Source organism: Streptomyces spiramenti (genome assembly GCF_012034385.1).
Taxonomy (GTDB): Bacteria; Actinomycetota; Actinomycetes; order Streptomycetales; family Streptomycetaceae; genus Streptomyces; species Streptomyces spiramenti.
On the sequence record NZ_JAAVJB010000078.1, the window covers coordinates 1 to 20,570 of the forward strand.

Sequence of the window (20,570 nt, forward strand, 5' to 3'; positions counted from 1 at the left end):
GCGTGCCGGCCGGGGCGGTGGGCGGGGCCCCGCCGCCCGCGAGGACCGGCGGGATGTACACCGCGTCCAGTCCGCCGTCCAGCGGCACGGTCTCCCCCGCGAGGTAGCCGCCGCCGACGCCGCTCAGCAGCCGCAGCGCGGCCACCAGGTCGGCGGGCTCGGCAGGCCTGCGGACCAGCTGGTGGCGGGAGATCGCCTCGGCGGCGTCCGCCTCCAGCCGGTGGCCGAGGAACGGCGCGTGGCCGACCCTGACGGAGTTGACGGGAACCCCCCGGGTCGCCGCGCGGGCCGCGAGCCACCGCCACCAGGCGGTGTCGCCCGCGAGGGCGGCGGCCCGGTCGGGGTCGGCCTCCGGCTGCACGAACGGCGCGGCGTCGGTGACCAGCACGAACCGTTCGGCGCCGTCGCGGCGTGCCGCCTCCAGCGCCGCCAGCAGCCGCTCACGCGGGATCGCCGGGACGGTGCCCGCGACCTCGCCGAGCAGCGGGACGCAGTGCAGCTCCGCCGGTCCGTCGCCCTCCAAGACGGTGAAACCGGCGTTCCGCAGTGCCTCGGCCAGCGGCGGTGCCGACCCGTACAAACGTGCGCGTCCGCCCCCGTGGGGCTGGTCAGACACGGTCGGGGAGACCCCCACCGTCCACCTCCAGTGTTGTACCTGTCAGATAGCTGTTCTCGGCGGCGAAGAGCACCGCGTCGGCGATCTCCCGCACCTCGGCCCAGCGGCGGGCCGGGATGCGCTCGCGCAGCCGCTCCATGTACTCGGCGTGGCGGGGGTCCCGCTCGCAGTGGTGGTGCAGCGCCTCGCTGCTGATCACCCCGGGGGCGACGCCGACGACCCGGATGCCGTGGCCGGCCAGTTCCAGCGCCCAGGTGCGGGTGAGGGCGTCGACACCGCTCTTGGCGGCGCTGTAGCCGGACTGGCCGTAGGCGCCGCCGCGGGCGGCGGAGGAGATCTGCACGATGACGCCGGGCACCCCGGCCTCGACCATGGCAGCCGCCGCCTCCCGGCCGGTGAGGAACACACCGGTCAGGCAGAGCCGCAGCGTGTTCTCCCAGTCGGCCAGCGGGTAGCGCTGGAGCGGGCGGTCGCCGCGTGCCGGTTTGACCAGCAGACGCGAGGAGTTGGCCCCGGCGTTGTTGACGCAGACGTGGAGCGGGCCGTCGGCGGTGACCCGTGCGAACAGGTCGCGGACGGAGTCCTCGTCGGTGACGTCGACCTGTTGCGGGTGGAGTTCCAGGCCGGCCTCGTGGGCGCGCGCCACCGCCTCGGCGAGCCCCTCGGGGGTGCGCGCGGCAACGGTGGTGCGGTAGCCGGCCTCGGCGAGGCGCATCGCCACGCCGAGGCCCAGGCCGCGACTGCCGCCGGTGACCAGGGCGCGGCGCGGCTCGTCGCGCGGCGGCTCGGACCGGGCGCCGGCGGCGGGGTCAGGCGCGGAAGAGGAGCGCACCGTAGAACCACCCCCCGCCGACCGCGGGGGCGAGGACCAGGTTGCCCGGTGTGATCTGCCCGTCGGCGGTGAACTCCGAGAGCACGGTGGGGATCGAGGCGCTGGAGAGGTTGCCCCTGATCCGGAAGTTGCTGGCGAACCGCTCGGGCGCGAGGCCGAGTTCCTTCTGGATGCCGTCCATGATGGGGCTGGTCCCGGAGTGCGGGACGAACCAGTCGAGGTCGGCGACGGTCAGGCCGTTGCGGTCCAGGATCTCCCGCGTCACGGTCGTGGCGTGGGCGATGGCCTCCTCGATGAGCTCCGGCGAGCTGCGCACCCAGCCGTTGGGCGGGTACGCCCCGGTGAGGTGGTGGCGGGTGCCGTCGGTGCTGAGCTGGGAGTCGATCAGGCCGCGGCCCTCGGCGTCGCTGATCTCCACGACGGCGGCGCCGGCGGCGTCACCGGTGACCAGCTCACCCTTGGAGCCGGGGCGGACCCGGCGGCTGAACCGCTCCGAGGAGATGACCAGGGCGCGGCGGATGCCCATGGGCCCGGTGAGGTGGAGGGCGGCGGTCTGCACCCCCATGACGAAGCCCGCGCACCCGGCGCAGACGTCGAAGGCGAGGACGCCGGACATGCCGAGGTCGCTGGCGATGCGGGGGGCGATCTCGGGGCCGTAGAGGCGGTCGGTCCAGTTGCTCAGGATGACGAGGTCGATGTCGGCCGGTGTCAGCCCCGCGTCGGCCAGGGCGCGTTCGGCGGCGCGGACGGCCATGTACTGGACCGTCTCCTCCTCGTCGCTGCGGTAGCGGGTGAGGACGCCCAGGTCCCCCAGGAGCTTGTCCTCCAGGGAGTTGGTGGTCGCCTCCGACCCGGCGGAGTTGTCGACGAGGGTGCGGGGGAAGTAGTGCCCGAGACCGGTGAATCCGACGCCGCTGCCCTGCCAGGCGGGTTCGGCGCGGGTGGTCCGGGAGATCGCGACGCGCGGGGTGGGCTCCCCGGTCGCCGGGGCGGGGGGCGTGGCGCCCGCGGTGTGTGCGGTGTCGGTCATCTCGTCGCTCACTGGTACCGGTACAGCATCGCGCCCCAGCTGAAGCCGCGGCCGATGCTGATGGACAGGATGAGGTCGCCGGGCTCCACCACTCCGGAGGCGATGTGCTCGGACAGGCAGCTGGGGACGCCCACGCTGGAGGTGTTGCCGCGGTGCGGCAGGTTCAGCAGGACCTTGTCCTCGGGGGCGTCGAGGCGCTTGGCGACCTCCTGGATCATGTTGAGGTTGCCCTGGTGCGGGATGATCCAGCGGACGTCCTGCGAGGTCAGCCCGTTGCGTTCCAGAATGCGGGTGGCGGCGTCGGTCAGCAGGTCGGGGCCGAGCTCGCCGACGAGCTTGCCCTTCATCACCATGCGGTCGTTGTCGTCGATGTCGAAGGCGCCGTAGTGCTCGCCGTCGGAGCGCAGCACCGCGTCGATGAGGCCGCTCTCGGGCCGGTCGTCGTCGCGGGTCCACACCGCGGCGCCCGCGCCGGCGCCGAAGAGCACCGAGTTGCGGAACCGGGTGTTGAGGATGTCCTGGGGGCGTTCGGCGCAGACCACCAGGGCGTTGCGCACGCCGAGGCTGCCCAGGAGGGAGCGGGCGACGACGCTGCCGTAGAGGAACCCGGCGCAGGCGACGGCGGTGACGTCGAAGCAGACGGCCTGCTTGACGCCCAGTTCGTGCTGGAGCGGCAGCGAGATGTCCATGTAGCGGTTGCCGGCCGAGGAGCGGTTGGTGCGGGGCCGGGCGGTCGCGGTGGTGCCGATGAGCACGTCGACGTCGTCGGGGGTGAGGCCGGCGTCGTCCAGTGCGCGCAGTGCGGCCTCGCGGCCCATCTCGACGTGGCGCTCGTTCTCGTCCTCGGGCCAGTGGCGGGACTGGACCCCGGTGTGGCGGCGGATCCACTCGTCGGTGACGTCCAGATCCTCCAGCCCCTCGAAGTAGGCGTTGGTGAGGGGCTCACCGGGGAAGTAGTGGCCCACGCCGCTCAGGGTCACGGGGGCCGCCGTGATCGGTGGCGCGTCGGTGGCGCGGTGCGTGACGGACATGGAACGGCACCCTTCTGAAAGAGTTCCTCGGGCGGCTCACCCGCGGTTCGGGGCGGCCCGCGCTGTGGTCTGCGGTGCGGTGTGCGGGGCGACGGCCCCGGCCGGCCGCTCGCGCGGCCCGGCAGCGGGACGGGACGGGCGGGGGCTCGCGGTGACGCGCCGGCTCCCGCCCCTCGACCGGTGCGCTGCCCTCCCCACCGCGTGGCGGGGCCCGGCCGTCGACGTTGCGTCACCGACCCTAGGCAGCCTCGCGGGGCCGGTCATCCTCCTCCGGGTACCGGCTGGCGGCGGGCCCGGTACCGCCGATACCGGCCGGGCGGCCACCGCCGGGCCGGGGGTTACCTTCCGTACCAAACCGCCGGTCAGGTCGGTACCGGTGGGGGGCTCTGCTCAGCCTCCGGGCTCCCTAGCGTGGCGGGGGTGCCGAGCCGTGCAGGGGGCGGGGGCGGCGCGTCCGGTGGTCCGACACCGTCGACGCGGTCCTGCCCCGCACGGGAGAGGCTCACACAGCCAGGGAGGACACACCTTTCATGTCGCAGCAGACCATCAACCCTGTCGCAGCGGGAGCGAGCTGGCAGGACCACGACATCGGCATCGCCGGTTTCGGCCACCACTTCCCCCGGGAGGTCGTGCACAACGACCCCGAGTCGGAGGTCGTCGGCAACCGGATCGACGAGGCGGTGCTGGGGCAGGTGGGCGTCCGCTCCCGGCACAAGTCGGCCGAGGACGAGACGCTGCTGTCGCTGGCCGTCGCCGCCGCTCGGCAGGCCGTCGAGGACTCCGGGGTGGACCCGGCCGAGCTCGACCTGGTGATCCTCACCAACTGGACGGAGCACGTGTTCCGTCCGGAGCTGGCGCCGCTGGTCGCCACCGAACTCGGCGCCCACCGTGCCATGGCGTTCGACCTGGCGGCGGGCTGCTCCGGGTTCGTCCTGGGCTGCCAGACGGCCGCCGCGTACCTGTGCGCCCCGACCCACCACAGCAAGGCGCTGGTGGTCTCGGCCGAGCAGTTCTCCCGCCGGGTCCGCCCCGGTTCCAAGGCGGAGGCGGTGGCCGGCGACGGTTCCGGCGCGGCCGTCATCACCCGGGGCGGCGAGTACCGGGCCCAGCTGCTGGACTCGGTGACGCACGTCGACGGGACCCTCGTCGACCTCACCACGGCGACCCCGCCGCACGGCTGGGTCAAGAGCAAGCCGGAGCTGGTGGAGCAGGCAGCGGCGCACATCAGCTCGATCGTGTCGGAGCTGCTGGAGCGGAACGCCCTGACGCTCGCCGACGTGACGTGGCTGGTGCCGCACGCCGCGACGCGGCCCATCATCGACGGCATCCTCAGCCGCACCGGGGTGCCCACCGACAAGCTCGTCACCAACTTCGAGTACCGGGGCCACCTGTCGAGCGCGTGCGTTCCCACGGTGCTCTCCGAGTTCCAGTCCAAGGCCCACTTCTCCGCCGGGGACACGGTCCTCACCCCGGTCGTCGCCGGCGGGTTCTTCTCCGGCGGGCTGCTGCTGCGCTTCTGACGCCGCGCCCGTCGCCCTGCCCGGCCGCCGACGCGCGGCCCACCACGAGTCACCACAGGAAGGCACGACAGTGACGGCAAGCCCCACCGCGCGGCAGGCGGACCCCGGCGCGGGGACGCGCGAGGTCCTGGTCACCGGGATGGGATTCTGCCTCCCGGGGCCCGACGGCCGCCAGACCCTGGACCGGGCCGACTTCTGGTCCACCATCTCCACCGGCGCCGTGCACCTCGGGCAGGAGGGCGTGTGGTTCGGTTCGGTCACGCCTCCCGAGGAGTTCGTCGCGGAGTCGTTCCCCGAGGTGCCCGACCGGCACCTGGCCAACTACGCCGCCGTGCACCACTACGGGCTGGCGGCCACCTCGATGGCGTTGCGCGACGCCGGTCTCGGCCGGGAGAACGGCGAACTGGCCGAGGCTGCCGTCATCACCGCGCGCGCCACCAGCGACAGCTGGTTCGACGTGTACGAGGACTTCGTGCGCAGCGAGTCGGAGGAGCCCGACCCCGAGCGCGGCCGGGCGCTGTTCACCCGGCTGGCGATCGCCGGCGGGACCACCGACCTGGCGTACGTCCAGGCCGCGCTGCTCGGCGCGGGCGGCCCCTGCCACACGGTCTCCAGCGGCTGTGCCTCCTCCGCGGTGGCGCTCGGTGACGCGCACCGGCTCATCACCGGCGGTGTCGTCGACATCGCGGTGGTCACCGGTGTCGACTACTTCAACCTGGACCGCATCCTGCGGTTCCAGGCGCTGCGGGACCGGGTGGAGCAGGCCGAGCGGGCCGGGCGGCCGGTGCTGCCGGCGTCGATGACGCTGGACTCGCCGATGCGGCCGTACGACAGCCGCGCCCGGGCGTCCAACATGGCCAACGGCGCCACGACGCTGATCCTGGAGAGCCGCGAGCACGCCCGCGCCCGCGGCGCACGGTCCCACGTGCGGGTCCTGGGGCAGGTCCACGGCCGGGTCGCAGGCGGCAGCGCGATGGCCGCGGACGACAGCGGGCAGGCCGTGGAGCGGGCGGCGCGGCGCGTGCTGCGGATGGGCGGGGTGGACCCGCAGGACGTCCGCTACGTCAACGGCGGCGCCGAGGGCAACCCGATCTTCCACACCATCGAGTCGGCGGCGCTGAGCAGGCTGCTCGGCGACCGCGCCCACGGGCTGCCGGTCAGCGTGCAGGAGGCGTCCTTCGGCCATGTGGGTTCGGCGCTGGGCCTGATGGGCGTGGCGGCGACCGGGCTGATGATGGCCTCCGGGCAGGTCTGCCCCACCGCCGGCTGCGAGCAGCCCGCGGAGGAGTGCGTCTTCGACCCCGTCCCCGGGCACCGGACGGCCCCTCACGACCTGCCGTTCGCGCTGTCGTTCAACTACCACGTCGGGACGGGCGCGAGCGCGATCCTCCTCGCCCGCGAGGACGAGGAGCCGGCCGTCGGCGGCACTGCCGGCCCCACCGCGGCGCTCGCCGCGACGCCTCCGGTCGACCCCCGCGCCTCGGTGCCGGGCGTGACCCCGGTCTGGCCGGCCCGACCCGTCGGCGAGGTCATGGCGGTGGAGGGCGCGGACCGCCCCGGCGTCGCCGACCTGGTGGCCGGGCTGACGCCGCTGGGGCTGCGGGCCCCGGACACCGCCGAGGTGCCCGACCTCTACGTGGTGGCGCACATCGGGAACGAGACCTACGGCGCGGAGCCCGGCGCGGGCCTGGACCGGGACCGCGTGCTGGCGACTCTGACGGCCATGGCCGACCGGGGCGCGGGCCGGGCGGTGCTGGTGACCGACGGCGCGCAGCTGATGGAGCCCGGGGCCGACCCCGACGCGGCGGCACGCCGCGCGGCCGACCGCTGGTGGTGGCAGGAGCAGGCCCACCGGCTGGCGGGCCGCGGCGTCGTGGCCAACACCGTGACCACCGGGTACGCGCCGTTCCTGGGCCACCGGCTGGCCGAGGGCCGCGAGGCGGAACTGATGCAGCACCTGCTGGTGCGGCGGCCCACCCGCGTCGACGACCTCGTCAACATGGTGCGGCTGCTGGCCACGGAGCACAGCGCCCACATGCTGGGCCAGGTGCTGACCCTGGACGGCGGGGTCGAGGCGATGCTGGTCCCGCCGACACCGGCCTGGCTCGCCGAGCCCTCCCCCGCCCACCCGGAGCCGGCGCCGGGCGACCCCTTCGACCTGTCCGGCACCGTGCTGCTGGTGACCGGGGCCAGCAGCGGTATCGGCCGGGCCTTCGCGGTGGAGGCCGCCCGCCGCGGTGCGGAACTCGTCCTGGTCGGGCGGCGCGCCGACGCGCTGGCCGCGGCGGCGGCGGAGGTGGTCGCCGCCGGCGGCGCCGCCCACGTCCTCCCCGCCGACCTGGGCGACCCCGAGTGCGTGCCGGCGATGGTCGCCGAGGCGGTCCGGCTGGCCGGCCGCGTGGACGGGCTGGTGTACTCGGCCGGGATCCTCGACTTCGACGAGCGCGGCGACAACAGCGCCGTGCGGGCGCGGAGCTTCGCCGTCAACGTGCTCTCCTACGCGGCGACGACCGACGCCCTGCTGGGCGAGTGGGTACCGCGTCGCCACCCGGGTGTGGTCGTCGCGGTCGGCTCGGTCAGCGCGCTGGCGGCGCCGGTCCCCCGCACCCAGGCGTACGGGGCCAGCAAGGCCGCGATGCTCCAGCACACCCGCATGCTCGCCACCACCGGCGCCCGGTGGGGCGTCCGCGCCAACACGGTGCTGCCGGGCATGATCCGCACACCGATGGAGGCGGCGGTCCCCAACAGCGAGGCCTTCATGGCGAGTCTGCTGTCGCAGGTACCGCAGGGGCGGCTCGGTGAGCCCCAGGAGGTCGCCGAGCTGCTGTGCTTCCTGGCCGCCCCCGCCTCCGCCCGCCTGTCGGGCGCCGCCCTCGTGATCGACGGCGGCGGGAGCCTGGGCTGCCTGCCCGAACTGAACCGCCCACGTGCCGCTGCCGGCAGCGAGGAGCAGATCCGATGACCGAGACCCTGATGACCGCCCCCGCCCGGCGGCGCGGTGTGCCGCCGGCCGAGGAGTGCGTGATCGGCCGCGTCCTGGAGCGGCGCGCGCAGGCGCACCCGGACCGCGCCTTCGCCCGTTTCGCCGACGGCGCCTCCTGGAGCTACCGCGACGCCTGGGACCATGCCCGGTCCGCGGCGGTCGGCCTGCGTGAGCTGGGTGTGGTGCCGGGCGACGCCGTCGCGTCATGGCTGCCCAACGGGCCGGAGGCGCTGGCCGTCTGGTTCGGCACCAACCTCAACGGCGGGGTGCACGTCCCGATGAACACCGCCTACCGCGGGAGCCTGCTGGCGCACGCGCTGCGGCTGTCGGGCGCCCGGGTGCTGGTGGTGCACGCCGAACTCGCCGACCGTCTGGAGCGGGTGGACCTCGCGGCGGTGGAGCACGTGGTGGTGGTGCGCGGCGATGCGCCGGCGGCCGAGCTCCCGGTGCGGGTGCACGGCGCGGGGGTGCTGTCGCGGTCCTCCGCCGAGACCGCGTCCTACGTCCCGGCGGAGGTGCAGCCCTGGGACACCCAGTCGATCCTGCTGACCTCGGGGACCACCGGCGCCTCCAAGGGCGCCATGATCTCCTACGCCGCCTCGCACGCCTCGGCCACCGCCGGGCTCGACGGCATCCTGGACCACGACGACCGGTACCTGCTGAACCTGCCGCTGTTCCACGCCGGCGGCACGCTGGCCGCGGTCGCGATGCTCAGCCTCGGCGGTTCCGTCGCCGTCGTGCAGGGGTTCAGCACGGAGGAGTTCTGGGGGGTGGTCCGCGACAACGGGGTCACCGTCTGCACGCTGCTGTCGGTCATGATGCCGTTCCTCACCCAGCAGCCGCCCGGACCGCAGGACCGGGACCACCCGCTGCGGACGGTGCTGTGCGTCCCGCTCCCCGACGACGTCGCCGGGTTCGCGGAGCGGTTCGGCGTCGCGGTGCACACCGTCTACAACAGCACGGAGACGTCGACCCCGATCATCTCCCCCGCCAACCCGGCCAACACCCGCAGCTGCGGGCGGCTGCGGCCCGGCGTCGAGGCGCGGATCGTCGACTCCCACGACCAGGAGGTCGCCGAGGGCGAGGTCGGGGAGCTCGTGCTGCGCACCGAGCCGTGGGGGATGTCGCACGGCTACCACGCGATGCCCGAGGCGACCGCCACCACCTGGCGCCACGGCTGGTTCCACACCGGGGACGCGTTCCGGCGCGACTCCGCCGGGGACTACTACTTCGTCGACCGCATCAAGGACGCCATCAGGCGCCGCGGGGAGAACATCTCCTCGGTCGAGCTGGAGGGCGAGATACGGGCGTTCCCCGCCGTGGGCGAGGCCGCCGTGGTGGCGGTGCCGAGCCCGCAGGGCGAGGACGACGTGCTGGCCGTGGTGGTGCCCGCACCCGGTGCGGTGGTCGACCCGGTGGCGCTCACCGAGTTCCTGGTGGAGCGGGTGCCGTACTACATGGTGCCCCGCTACCTGCGGACGCTGACGCAGCTGCCGCTCACCCCGACCGGCAAGGTCCGCAAGTTCGTGCTCCGCGACGAGGGCGTGACCGCCGACACCTGGGACCGCGAGGCGGCCGGGGTGCGGGTCCGCCGGGAGCGGCTGTCGTGACGGGCGGCGCACCGGGCGGAGGCCCGGCCGACGGAGTGGAGCCCGAGCTGGTGGAGACCGTCGACGGCGGGGTGGCGACGCTGCGGCTCAACCGGCCCGCGCGGCGCAACGCCCTCAGCCGGGGCCTCGCCGTGCTGCTGCTCGACGCGCTGCGCCGCTGCGGTCGCGACCCGGAGGTCCGCGTCGTGGTGGTGACGGGGACCGGCGGCGCGTTCTGCGCCGGGGACGAGCTCGACGAGCGCGCCGAGTCGCTGGCGGCCGTCGGACCGGACACCCCGGTCGACCCGCACACCGGTGACCTGCTCTACCTGCGGATCTGCGAGCAGATCGTCCAGCTCCCGAAGCCGGTGATCGCCGCCGTCGACGGTGCCGCGGCCGGCGCCGGCACCGAGATTCTCTGCTCCGCCGACCTCAGGATCGCCTCCGACCGCACCCGGATCGGCAGCTGCGTGGTGAAGGTGGGGCACCTCGGCAACGCCGTGATGCTGCCGCGGGTCGTCGGCCCGGCCCGTGCCACGGAGATCTACCTCAGCGGCCGACTGGTCGGCGCCGAGGAGGCCGCCCGGATCGGGCTGGTCGACCACCTGGTGGAGCAGGCCGAGTTCGAGGCCGCCGTCGCGCGACTCGCGGGGCGGCTGGCCGACGGCCCCACCGCGACCATCGGGCTCTACAAGGAGCTGCGGGAGCGGGCGGCGGGCGTCCCGGTGGCGCAAGGGCTGCGCCTGCAGGACGCCTACCACCTGCGCACCCACCTGGAGGTGCCGGACTCCGCCGAGGGGCTCGCCGCCTACGTCGCCGGCCGCCGACCCCGGTTCACCGGGGCCGGCGGGCCCGGCGCGGCCCCGTCGCCTTCCGGCGGCCGGCCGTGACGGCGCGGCCGGCCCGGCAGCAGCGGGGCACCCATCTGTTAGCACGCGTCAGAGAGGCACACGTGACGACTTCCGACGACCGATCCCGCGAGGTCCTCCTCACCGGCATGGGCTTCTGCCTGCCCGGTCCGAAGGACGCCCCCACCCGCACCCGCGAGGAGTTCTGGGACACCATCGCCGGCGGCAAGCTCCACCTGCGGGCCGAGGACGACTACTTCGGGTCCGTCGACCCCCCGCACCAGCGGGTGCGGGACGCCTTCCCCGAGGTGCCGGACGCCCACCACGCGAGTTTCGGCCCCATCCACTACTACGCCCTGTCGGCCACCGCCACGGCGCTCGCGGACGCCGGGCTGGACCACGCCGACGGCGACCTCGCGGAGGCCGCCGTCATCTGCGCGCGCGGCTGCACCGAGACCTGGTTCGACGCCTACGACGAGTTCACCGCGGGCGAGAGCGCGGAGCTCGGCCCCGGCGAGGCCATGAGCCTGTACCTCCGGTACGCCGTGACCACCTCCGTCGGTGACGTCGCCAACGTGCAGGCGTCGCTGATCGGTTCGGGCGGGCCGTGCCACACGGTCTCCATGGGGTGCTCCTCCGGGCTCACCGCCATCGCCGACGCGTTCCGGCTGATCGCCGACGGCAGCGCGGACGTCGCCGTGGTGACCGGTGCCGAGCACCTGACCCCCGAGCGCTACCTGCGGTACGAGGCGATGCGGCAGCGCGGGGACCGTGCCGACGAGGAAGGTGTCTCGCTGCTCCCGGCGGGCATCACCTTCGACTCGCTCAGCCGTCCCTACGACACCCGCACCACCGGACTGAACCTGGCGTCCGGCGCCGCCACACTGGTGCTGGAGAGCCGCGAGCACGCCGAGCGGCGCGGCGCCCGCCCCTACGCCCGGCTCGCCGCGCAGGCCCACCGCCGGGTGCCCGGGGGCTCCGCGCTCGGCGGCGACATGGAGGGCACCGCCGCGACCCGCGCCGCGCACTGGTGCATGGACCGCGAGGGTGTGGCGGCCGAGGACATCGACTACGTGCAGGGCGGCGCCGACGGCAGCAACGCCGAGTTCTCGGTCATCGAGGCGGCGACCATCCGCAAGATCCTCGGCGATCACGCGAAGGGGCTGCCGGTCTCCGTCCAGGAGGCCAGCTTCGGCCACCCGTACGCCGCGCTCAGCCTCATCCGGACGGCGGCGACCGCGCTGATGATCGACCGGGGCCAGGCGTGCCCGACGGCCGGGGTGGACCAGCCCGTCGACGTCGAGCTCGACCTGGTGCTCGGGGACGAGCCCCGCCCGCTCGACATCCGCTACGCGCTGTCGCTCCACTACTACCTCGGCTCCGGCGCCGGCGCACTGCTGCTGAGCGCGGAACGGCCCGCCGGGAGCTGACCGGCAGCCGGCTGCCGGCGGGAACGACCGGTCGGCGGCCGAACAACCAGCATCCGGCCGGCCGGGGGGACCGGCCAGCCGCCGAGGGAACCGCAACGAGGGGGGCGGGCCGCGTCCGCGCGCACCGGCAGGGAACCGGTGCGCGCGGCACGACCACGCGGTCCGCCGCCGACGACCACCGCCGGCACGGTGACGCGCCGGCGTCACAAGGGGGAAGACCGACCATGACCGCAGCACGCCACGCCCTCAGCGCCTACCAGCGGGACCTGTGGACGGCGTCGTCCTACCTGCCGCACGACCCGCAGTTCGTCCAGTCCATGATCGAGCGGATCACCGGCCCGGTCGACGCCGCCCTGCTGCGGGAGTGCGTGGAACGCGCCCTGCTCCGCAACGACTGCTACCACCTGCGCTTCGGCGACACGGGCGGGGTGCCGTACCAGTGGGCGGACCCCGACCTCCCGCCCGTCGAGCTGGTCGACCTCTCCGGCGCGACCGACCCGCGGGCCGCGGCCCGCGCCTGGTGCGAGCGCACCGTGCGGGAACCCTTCCGGCTCGACGGCGGCCCGATGGCGCAGGCGGCCGTTCTCTCCGAGGGCCCGGAGGCCGCCAGTGTGGTGGTGCGGGTGCACCACATGGTCGCCGACGGCTGGGCGCTGACCAACGTCCTGGGCGAGGTGTTCACCGACTACGCCCACGTGCTGCGCACGGGCCGGCACGCCGAGTTCGCCGCGCCGTCCTTTCTGGAGGTGCTGCGGAGCGAGCCGGCGTACCGCGAGGACCCGGCCGAGGAGGCCGCTCACCGCGACCTGTTGCTCACCGCCCTCGACGGTGCGGAACCCCCGCTGTTCACGCGCCGGGCGCCCAGCGGGGCACGCACCAGCAGCCAGCACGCCTTCCACATCGAGCACAAGACGCTGGAGCGGGTCCGCGAGCACGGTGTCTCCCGGTTCTCCTACCTGGCGGCAGCCATGGCCACCTACCTGGCCCGGGTGCACGGCAGTGACGAGGTGTGCCTCGGCGTGCCGCTGCTCAACCGCACCACCCCCGCGCGGCTGGCCACCGGCGGGCACTTCGCCAACACGCTGCCGCTGCGGGTCCGGGTGGCACCGGACGCGACGCTGCTGGACGTGGCCCGGCAGATCTCGGTGTCGTCCCGCGCGCTGAAGTCGGCCGAGCGCTACCCGCTCGGGCGGCTGCTCCGGGACCTCCAGTCCGACGGGGGCCGTCCGCGCCGGATGTACGACGCGCTCTTCTCGATGCTCCGCTTCCCGGCCACCGAGCAGATACCGGGCACCCGCCGGGAGATGACGGCGGTACTGCACGCCCAGGACCTCAACGCGCTGGTGGCCAACGCCCGCCACCGGGACGACGGCGGCGACCTGGAGATCACCTACGACTACGCGGACGACGTCTTCGACGCGGACCTCCCGATCGAACGCGCCGCCGAACACCTGCGGAACCTGGTCGCCGCCGGTCTGGAGGAGCAGCGCACTCCGGCACGGCGCCTGCGGATGCTCTCCGACGAGGAGCACGAACAGGTCGTCCGGCGGCACAACGACACCCGGGTGGCGTTCTCCGACGGCCGTACCCTGCACTCCCTGCTCGCCGAACAGGCGGCGCGGACCCCGGACGCCCCGGCGCTGCTCGACGCGGTACCGGGCGCGGCGGTCCTCAGCTTCCGGGAGGTAGACCGCCGGGCCGAGGCGATCGCGGAGCGGCTGCGCGCCCACGGCGTCGGCCCCGGCGACCGAGTGGCGCTGCTGCTCGGGCGCGGCGGCGACACCGTCGCCGCCGCGGTGGGTGTGCTGAAGGCCGGGGCGGCCCACCTGCCGGTCGACCCGGCGCTGCCGGACGCCCGGGTGGCGTTCCTGCTCGCCGACGGGAACCCCGCGGTGGTGGTGCACCGGGGCGGCGCCCCGGAGCTGCCCGGGGGGCTCCCGTCACTGGACCTCGCGACCGTGCCGGCGGCCCCGGCGGGACCCGCGGTCGAGGAGCGGGCCACCGCCGGAGACGCCGCGTACGTCATCCACACCTCCGGATCCAGCGGCACCCCCAAGGGGGTGGTGGTGGAACACCGGTCGGTGGTCAACCGGTTGGAGTGGATGCAGCGGCGGTATCCCCTCCGCGCCGACGACGTGGTGCTGCACAAGACGCCCCTCTCCTTCGACGTCTCCGTCTGGGAACTGTTCTGGAGCCTGCTCGCCGGGGCGCGCCAGGTGGTGCTGCCGCCCGGTGGGGAGCGCGACCCGCGGGAACTCCACCGCGCGGCCGCCGACCACGGCGTCACCACCCTGCACTTCGTGCCCTCCATGCTGGGACCCTGGCTCGACCTGCTGGAGGCGGAACCCGCCCTCCGCACCGGGGCGGGCTCGCTGCGCCGCGTGTTCTGCAGCGGTGAGGCGCTGCCGCCCGCCCACGTGGCGCGCTTCCACGCGCTGCTCGGCCCGGAGGGGCCGGAGCTGGTCAACCTCTACGGGCCGACCGAGGCGACCGTCGACGTCACCCACCACGACTGCCCGCCGGCGGAGGCGGGCGGCGCGACGGTGCCGATCGGCCGCCCCATCGACAACACCCGCGTCTACGTCCTGGACCCCGCCGGCCGGCCGCAGCCGATGGGCGTCGCCGGTGAGTTGGGCGTCGCCGGGGTCGGTGTCGCCCGCGGGTACCTGGACCGTCCCGAGCTGACGGCGGAGCGGTTCGTTCCCGACCCGTTCGAGCCCGACGAACGCCTCTACCGCACCGGGGACCTGGCGCGGCTGCTCGCCGACGGCACTGTCGAGTACCTGGGGCGCACCGACGCCCAGGTGAAGATCAACGGCTGGCGCGTGGAGCCCGGCGAGGTACGCGCCGTCGTGGCCGACCACCCCGGGGTGCGACAGGCCGAGGTGGCCGGCGAACCCGACGCGGACGGCCGCACCCGACTGGTCTGCTACGTCGTGCCCACCGCGGACGCGCCGCTCGCCGCGGAGACGCTGTACGCGCACTGCGCGGCGCGCCTGCCCGCGCCGCTGATCCCGTCCCGGTTCGTCACCCTGGACGGGATACCCCTCACCGCCAGCGGCAAGGCCGACCTCCGCGCCGCCGCGCGGGCCGCGGGGAGCGGCACCGGCCCCGCCGAGGGCACCGCGCCCCGCGACGCGGGCGAACGGGAACTCGCGGAGGTGTGGGGCGAGGTGCTGGGACGTCCGGTGGCCGACGTCCACGCCAACTACTACGCCCTGGGCGGCGACTCCATCCAGCTGCTGCGCATCCGGGCCCTGATGGAGCGGCGCGGCCTCGTCTTCGACCTGACGGAGCTGATGCGGTTCCCGACCGTGGCGGCCCTCGCGCCCCGGCTGCGCCCCGTCCCGGGGCAGGGGTCCGGCGACCCGTCCGGGATCGCGCCGTTCGCGCTGGTGGGACCGGAGGACCGGGCGGTGCTCCCCGACGCGGAGGACGCGCACCCGATGACGCGGCTGCAACTCGGCATGGTGTACCACACCATGGAGAGCCCCGGCACCGCGATGTACCACGACGTCTTCCGCTACGTGTTCCGCACCCGCTGGGAGGAGCCGGCGTTCCGCGCCGCCTTCGAACGACTGACCCGCCGCCACCCGGCGCTGCGGTCGTCGTTCGACCTGGTCGGCGCCGACCGGCCGCTCCAGGTCGTCCATGGCCGGGTCGTCGGCGGCCTGGGCGTCACGGACCTGCGTCCCACCGCACCGGGCGACCTGGCGGCCCAGGACGCCTCGGTGCTCGCGGAGGTCGAACGCGCCCGCACCCACCGGTACGACCTGGGCTCCGCGCCCCTGTACCACCTGCACGCCCACGTCACCGACAACGGCGTGCAGCTCGTCCTGGCCTTCCACCACGCCCTGCTCGACGGGTGGAGCGTCGCCCGGCTCGTCCAGGAGCTGATGCGGGACTACCTGCACGCGACGGGCGCCGCCGTCGAACCCCCCGCCCGGGAGGTGCTGCCCTCCCAGGCGTGGCACGTGGTGGACGAACAGGCGGCGGAGGCGGACGACAAGGCACGTGACCACTGGCGGTCGCTGCTGCGCGGGGCGCAGGCGACGACGCCGCTCCCCGACCGGCCGCACACCGCCCGGACCGACCCGGGTCCGATCCGCAGCACGGTGGCGGTGCCCGCAGCGCTGCGCGCCGCGCTCGGCGGGCTGACCGCCGCCCACGGGGTGCCGCTGAAGTCGCTGCTGCTCGCGGCACACTGCCTCACCCTGCGGCTGCACTCCGGCACCGGACCCGACGTCACGACCGGGATGGTCACCCACGGGCGCCCCGAGCGCCATGACGCCGACGCCCTGACCGGCCTCCTCCTCAACACCGTCGCTGTCCGGCTGGACGACACCGGGCGCAGCTGGCTGGAGACCGCCCGGCACCTCCTCGCCCAGGAACAGGCAGGGCACCCGCACCGGATGGTCCCGCTGAGCACCGTGCAGGAGGACTTCGGCGGCCCGGTACTGGAGACCGCCTTCAACTTCACGCACTTCCACGGGTTCACGGCCCTGCACGACGTGCCGGGCTTCGCGTTCGACTCGTTCGAGGCGTGGGAGGAGACCAACTTCGCGCTGCTGCTGAACGCGGTCCTCGACCCGGCGGGCACCCGGCTGGAGATCCGCGTCGAGGCCGACGGCGCCACCCTCACCCCCGAGTATGTCGAGCGGTACTCCCGCACCTACCTGGCGGTGCTGCAGCGGCTGGCCGACCACCCGGACGAGACCGCCTCGTTCGGCTTCCTGACCGAGCCGCCGCGCCCCCTCGCCCCGGTGTCCGACCGGCCCACCGTCATGGAACTCCTCGCCCGGCAGGTCGACCGCACCCCGGACGCCGTCGCGGTCTCCGCCGCCGACGGCCGGTGGAGCTACCGCGAGCTGGACGGGCGGGCCCGGGAGATCGCCGCCGCGCTGCTGCGGCACGGCGTCCGGCCCCGGGACCGCGTGGTGGTGGCGCTGGGGCGTTCCTTCGACCTGGTGGCGTCCGTCCTCGGCATCGGCCTCGCAGGTGGGGCGTGCGTTCCCCTCGACCCGGGGCATCCGGCCGCCCGGCTCGCGGGAATGGTCGCCACCGCGCGGCCGACCGCGGTCATCGCCCCGGCCGGGGCCGAGCCGGCGTGGTTGACGGACCACACCCTGCTCGTGGCGCCACCCGCGGCGGACGCCGCGCCGTCGGAACCCGTGCCGCTGCCGGCGGTGGCCGCCGAGGACACCGCCTTCGTCCTCTTCACCTCCGGGTCGACCGGCGGGCCCAAGGGCGTGGCGCTGTCGCACGGCGCGCTCTCGCGCCTGATCACCTGGCAGCTCGGCGATCCGGGCGGAGTGGTGCGCGGCACGACTCTCCAGTTCGCTCCACTGACCTTCGACGCCTCCTTCCACGAGATCTGGACGACCTTCGCGGCGGGCGGCACCCTGCGGCTCATCGGGGACGAGGAGCGTCGCGACAGCCGGAGGCTGCTGCGGGCCCTGGACGAGGGCGACGTGGAGCGTGTCTTCGTGCCGTACGTCGCGCTGCACCAGCTCGCGGAGACGGCTGTGGCCCTGGACCGGTTCCCCTCCCGGCTCCGTGTGATCGTCTGCGCCGGCGAGCAGCTGCGTGTCACCCCCGCCATCCGCACGCTGCTGCGGAACCTGGACGACCCGCTGCTGATCAACGCCTACGGGCCCACCGAGGCCCACGTGGTGACCCGGGCCCTGCTCGACGGGCCGCCCGACCTGCTGCCCGACCTCCCGGCGATCGGCACGCCCGCCGGGCACTGCGAGATCCTGGTGCTGGACGAGGCGATGCGGCCGGTCCCCGAGGGCGCGCTGGGCGAGGTCCACATCGGCGGTGACTGCCTGGCCGACGGCTACGAGGGCAACCCCGAGCTGACACGCGACCGGTTCGTGCCCCACCCGTGGGGCCCGCCCGGGGCGCGGCTCTACCGCAGCGGCGACCTCGGGCACGTCCTGCCCGACGGGAACCTGGTGTATGTCGGCCGGGCCGACCGCCAGTGCAAGATCCGCGGCCACCGGGTGGAGCCGGCCGAGGTCGAGGCCGAGCTGCGGAACGTCGCGGCCCAGGTGCCGTCGGTCCGGGACGTCGCCGTGGTCGTGGGCGGCGGCCCCTCGGGTTCCTTCCTCGCCGGGTTCCTGGTGGGCGAGGCCCCCGAGGAGTTCGTGGGCCAGGTGCGCTCCGCGCTCCGGTCCCGGGTGCCGGACCACCTGGTACCCGCGACGGTGACCTGCGTGCCGCGGCTGCCGCTGACGGCCAGTGGGAAACGCGACGACCGGGCGCTGCTGGAGCTCCGCGGCCGACAGGACGCGCCCCGCGACACCACGGCGCCGACCGACGACGAGGAGCGGTCGGTGGCCGGGGTGGTCACCGAGGTGCTCGGGCTGCCGTCGATCGGTGTCCACGAGGACCTCTTCGACCGGGGCTGCACCTCGCTGAACAGCGTGCGGATCGTGACCCTGCTCCAGGAGCGCACCGGCGTGGACGTACCGCTCCCCGCCCTGGTGCGGGAGCCGACGGTCGCACAGCTGGCGGTGCGGGTGCGCCAGGCCGAGAACCAGGCGCACGTGGACCCCGTGGTCACGCTGCGGGCCGGGGGTTCCGAGCCTCCGCTGTTCCTGGTCCATCCGATCGGCGGCAGCGTGGTCTGCTACCAGCGGCTGCTGCCTCACCTGCCGCAGGACCGGCCGGTCCACGCCCTCCAGGCGGTCGGCGACAGCGGGGAGGCCGGCGGGCACAGCTCGATGGCCGAGATCGCCGACGCCTACGTCCGGGAGATCCGACGGGTGCAGCCGCACGGCCCCTACCTGCTCTCCGGCTGGTCCTTCGGGGGGCTGGTCGCCTTCGAGATGGGGCGGCGACTGCGGGAGGCGGGTGAAGAGGTGCCCCCGGTCGTCCTGATCGACCCGATAGCGCTGCGCCCCGGCGAGCGCGAGGGGTTGGACGAGGGCATCATGCTCGCCTGGTTCTTCTGGGAGCTGCTGCTCCCCCACCACCGTGGCGAGCGGCCGATGGAGGCGCTGCCGCCGGAGCTGGCCGACGAGCGGGAGCGGACCCGCTGGATCACCCGCGCCGCCCGCCGGGCCGGGGCCCTGCCCGAGGGCATGGGCAGCGACGTGGTCCACGCGCTCTACCGCACCTTCGTCGCCCACTGGCGGGCCACGCTCGCCTACCGGCCGGAGGGAGCGGACGACGACGTCGTGCTGCTGCGCAGCACCGAACCGCTGCCCGACGTCCTGCGGGCCGCCCACGAACGGCTCTCGACCGCGTACCGGGACGACGCCAACGGCTGGCGGGAGTGGACCAGCGGCGAGGTCCGCGTCATCGAGGTCGGCGGCGACCACCTGACGCTGATGGAGGAGCCCCACGTGGCCGCGGTCGGCCGGTGGTTCACCGAGCTGCTCGGCGGCGCCGGAGCGACGGGCGCCCCGGCCCCGGCGACCGGCGGGGAGGTGTCCTGAAATGGCACGCGCACCGAAGATCCTCGTGGCGGGCGCCGGCATCGGTGGCCTCGCCGCGGCGGTGACCCTGCGCCACGTCGGCGCCCGACCGCACGTCTTCGAGCGGGCTCCGGAGCTGCGGGCGGCCGGTTCCGGCCTGGGCATCCTCAGCAACGCCTCCGCCGCGCTGCGCGAACTCGGCGTGGACCTGCGGCTGGAGCGGTACGGCCAGGAGCTGCGGCGGTTCGACATCAGCACCCGTCGCGGCCGGCTCCTGCGGCGCATGCCCACCCCGGACATCGCGGCGGAGACCGGCGCGCCGAGCGTCCTCATCCACCGGGCCGACCTGCTGCGCGCGCTGCTCGACGCGGCCGGCGACGTCCCGGTGACCCTCGGGGCCCAGGTGAGCGACTTCACCGCTCACCCTGACGGGGTGGAGGTGCGGTTCGCCGACGGCACCACCGCAGAGGGCGACGCCCTCGTCGGGGCCGACGGCCTGTACTCCGCGGTGCGGCGGCGCATCGCCGGTCCGGAGCCGATCCGGGAGCCGGGATACATCAACTGGCTCGCCACCGTGCCGTTCCGCCACCCGGCGGTCCCGACGGGGTACTGCGGGCACTTCTGGGACCGCGGCCGGCGGTTCGGACTGATCGACATCGGCGGCGGCCGGGTCTACTGGTGGGCGACCCACAACCGGCCGCCCGAGGCGGCGCGCTCCTGGACGGGTGGCCGGGCGGAGATCGAGGAGCTCTTCCGGCGCTTCCCCGAACCGGTCCGCTCGGTGATCCGGCGTACGCCGGAGGAGGACGTCATCTCGGTCCCGGCCCGCGACCGGGCCTTCCTCGACACCTGGGGGGACGGGCCGGTGACGCTGCTCGGGGACGCCGCCCACCCGATGCTCACCAGCCTCGGCCAGGGCGCCGCGATGGCGGTGGAGGACAGCGCGGTGCTGGCCCGCTGCGTGGCCACCGCGACCGACGTGACCGCCGGTCTCCGCGCCTACGAACGGGCACGCCGGGAGCGGACCCGCCTCGCGGTGGACGCCTCCTGGCAGGCCAGTCGGTCCGAACAGGAGGGCGGCCCGTTGGCGTGCGCGCTGCGCAACGCGCGGCTGCGCCGCGCGCCCGAGGACGTCCTCCGGGAGCAGACGCGCGCGCTGCTGGTCTTCCCCGGCCTGCCGCCGGCCCGGGTGCCCGACGCCGTCGGCGCTTCGCTCCCCGCTCCGGCGGCCGAGCGGCCCCACCGGTGCGGGCAGCCGCCCGGGCAC

At 75.0% G+C, this 20,570-nt stretch carries 10 protein-coding genes and 1 pseudogene; 7 read left to right on the top strand and 4 right to left on the bottom strand.

All coding sequences use genetic code 11. The annotated features are described in order from the left end of the window. The 4 genes and pseudogenes from HCJ92_RS11770 to HCJ92_RS11785 all read right to left on the bottom strand — a co-directional run. A pseudogene (locus HCJ92_RS11770) lies at window positions 1-616 on the bottom strand (hypothetical protein); the annotation flags it as partial. Then, window positions 609-1,448: an SDR family NAD(P)-dependent oxidoreductase gene (locus HCJ92_RS11775; RefSeq protein WP_338054136.1), complete on the bottom strand. Its 840-nt coding sequence runs from the start codon at window positions 1,446-1,448 to the stop codon at window positions 609-611. The pseudogene HCJ92_RS11770 and the gene HCJ92_RS11775, both read right to left, overlap by 8 nt. Continuing rightward, window positions 1,426-2,478, bottom strand: coding sequence for a ketoacyl-ACP synthase III (locus HCJ92_RS11780; RefSeq protein ID WP_167933466.1), 1,053 nt, complete (start codon window positions 2,476-2,478; stop codon window positions 1,426-1,428). The genes HCJ92_RS11775 and HCJ92_RS11780 overlap by 23 nt, the downstream gene beginning before the upstream one ends. Before the next feature lie 8 nt (window positions 2,479-2,486). Next, on the bottom strand, window positions 2,487-3,509 hold the full coding sequence (locus HCJ92_RS11785) for a 3-oxoacyl-ACP synthase III family protein (protein ID WP_167933467.1): 1,023 nt from the start codon (window positions 3,507-3,509) through the stop codon (window positions 2,487-2,489). A 530-nt stretch (window positions 3,510-4,039) separates the two neighbouring features. On the opposite strand from HCJ92_RS11785, the gene HCJ92_RS11790 reads away from it, so the two are divergent. From HCJ92_RS11790 to HCJ92_RS11820, 7 genes are all read left to right on the top strand, one after another. Further along, window positions 4,040-5,029: a ketoacyl-ACP synthase III gene (locus tag HCJ92_RS11790; protein WP_167933468.1), complete on the top strand. Its 990-nt coding sequence runs from the start codon at window positions 4,040-4,042 to the stop codon at window positions 5,027-5,029. A 70-nt stretch (window positions 5,030-5,099) separates the two neighbouring features. Further along, on the top strand, window positions 5,100-7,991 hold the full coding sequence (locus HCJ92_RS11795; protein ID WP_167933469.1) for an SDR family oxidoreductase: 2,892 nt from the start codon (window positions 5,100-5,102) through the stop codon (window positions 7,989-7,991). Further along, complete coding sequence (locus HCJ92_RS11800; protein ID WP_167933470.1) at window positions 7,988-9,622, top strand: AMP-binding protein; 1,635 nt, start codon at window positions 7,988-7,990, stop codon at window positions 9,620-9,622. The genes HCJ92_RS11795 and HCJ92_RS11800 overlap by 4 nt, the downstream gene beginning before the upstream one ends. Then, window positions 9,619-10,491: an enoyl-CoA hydratase-related protein gene (locus tag HCJ92_RS11805; protein WP_167933471.1), complete on the top strand. Its 873-nt coding sequence runs from the start codon at window positions 9,619-9,621 to the stop codon at window positions 10,489-10,491. Before HCJ92_RS11800 ends, HCJ92_RS11805 begins: the two co-directional genes overlap by 4 nt. 62 nt (window positions 10,492-10,553) lie before the next feature. Continuing rightward, complete coding sequence (locus HCJ92_RS11810; protein ID WP_167933472.1) at window positions 10,554-11,879, top strand: beta-ketoacyl synthase N-terminal-like domain-containing protein; 1,326 nt, start codon at window positions 10,554-10,556, stop codon at window positions 11,877-11,879. Window positions 11,880-12,103: 224 nt separating this feature from the next. Continuing rightward, window positions 12,104-19,324 (top strand): amino acid adenylation domain-containing protein, encoded by a 7,221-nt coding sequence (locus HCJ92_RS11815; protein WP_167933473.1) that lies wholly within the window; start codon window positions 12,104-12,106, stop codon window positions 19,322-19,324. A gap of 1 nt (window position 19,325) precedes the next feature. Next, the coding region (locus HCJ92_RS11820) for an FAD-dependent monooxygenase (protein ID WP_167933474.1) at window positions 19,326-20,570 on the top strand (1,245 nt) is incomplete at its 3' end.